The sequence below is a fragment of the Pseudoalteromonas sp. 2CM36K genome (genome assembly GCF_023161865.1).
GTDB classification, from domain to species: domain Bacteria; phylum Pseudomonadota; class Gammaproteobacteria; order Enterobacterales; family Alteromonadaceae; genus Pseudoalteromonas; species Pseudoalteromonas tetraodonis.
Window position 1 is genome coordinate 1 of sequence record NZ_JALNTK010000049.1, and the last position, 1,432, is coordinate 1,432.

A 1,432-nucleotide genomic window follows, 5' to 3' on the forward strand; every position below is an offset into this window, starting at 1 on the left:
GGTTAAAGGTTAAAGGTTAAAGGTTAAAGATGTATGGACTCCCACCCAATAATTGGAGTACGGTTTTAATTCGACCAAAAACTAAACCAAGGAGACCATACATGAGTTATCGTAATATACTTGCTATTGATTTGGCAAAAGAAGTTTTTCAAGTTTGTAAAACTGACCATAATGGGAAAGTTATTTACAACAAAGCTGTTAGCCGGAGGAAATTACAAGAAATTTTACGCAAAGAAAAAGCAAGCCTAGCCGCTATGGAGTCATGCGCTACTTCACATTATTGGTGTCGTTACGCCATGGAATGTGGCCATGCGGTAAAACCCATGCATGCGCGCACTGTTAAAGCCTTTCTAACAAAGCAAAAAACCGACAAAAATGATGCGTTAGCAATTAGTATTGCAGCCTTACAGCCTCATGTTCCCAGCACGCGCATTCTTAACACTGAAGAGCAAGCACTACAGTCGGTTGACCGAATGCGTGAACTTGCAGTATCTCAACGCCGTTCATGTTCAAATCAAATAAGAAGTCTCTTAAGTGAGTTTGGCATTACCATAGCAAAAGGGATTGCTCATTTAAAAGCGAAGTTACCCGATATATTAGAAGATGCTGAAAATGGCTTGCCAGGAATGTTTAGGCAGTCCATAGCGATGGCATTTGAAATGCTAAAAACACATATTGAATACATAGCCGATCTCGATAAAAAGCTAGAAGCCGAGGTTAAAAATAATGAAACGTGCCAAAAATTAATGATGCTAGAAGGTGTGGGGCCATTAAGCGCTATAGGCTTAACCATAAGGCTAGGGCAACCTGCTATATTTAAAAATGGTCGCGCTGCATCTGCCAGTATCGGCTTAACACCAAAACAGCACAGCTCTGGTGGTAAAGAAGTCATTGGTCATATAGCCAAATACAGTGCGGATAAACGATTGCGGAGTACGTTATACCAAGGTGCATTAGCGGTCATTGCGAGGGTAGATAAACGTGAGGCTAGGACGCAAAAAGAGGTATGGCTAAAAGGGATAATACAAAGGCGGGGTAAAAAAGTAGCGGCTATAGCGCTGGCAAACAAAAATGTAAGAACAACCTATGCGTTAATCAAAAATAATACAAATTACAAAGCAACCGCAATAGCGGCATAGAAAAGAGCCATAACGGATAACAGAATTAAAAGAATAGGCAATCAATAAGAGCGATGTAAAACAGGTTAGACCGACCAGCAACAACTAGTTTTAACCTTAGGCAGCTTTACGTATGCCGCGTCAAAGAATTAGTTTGCTGGTGCGAAAACATCAAAGAGGCAGAGGTAGCTCCTCAATAATAGCCCGTATATAAGTGCGCATCTAAACCTTGTTATGTACAGAATGTTTATTGATTACTTTAGGGAGTCCATATAAGGTTAAAGGTTAAAGGTTAAAGGTTAAAGGTTAAAGGT

General features: G+C 40.2%; 1 protein-coding gene. It reads left to right on the forward strand.

Translation table 11 applies throughout. From position 1 onward, the window contains the following. Positions 1 to 101 precede the first annotated feature (101 nt). Positions 102 to 1,139, forward strand: a complete 1,038-nt coding sequence (locus tag MTN97_RS17765) for an IS110 family transposase (RefSeq protein WP_248475028.1) — start codon at positions 102 to 104, stop codon at positions 1,137 to 1,139. Positions 1,140 to 1,432: the final 293 nt, after the last annotated feature.

Coding starts and splice junctions, on each gene's coding strand:
- MTN97_RS17765 (WP_248475028.1), top strand. CDS start 102: ATGAGTTATCGTAATATACTTGCTATTGATTTGGCAAAAGAAGTTTTT.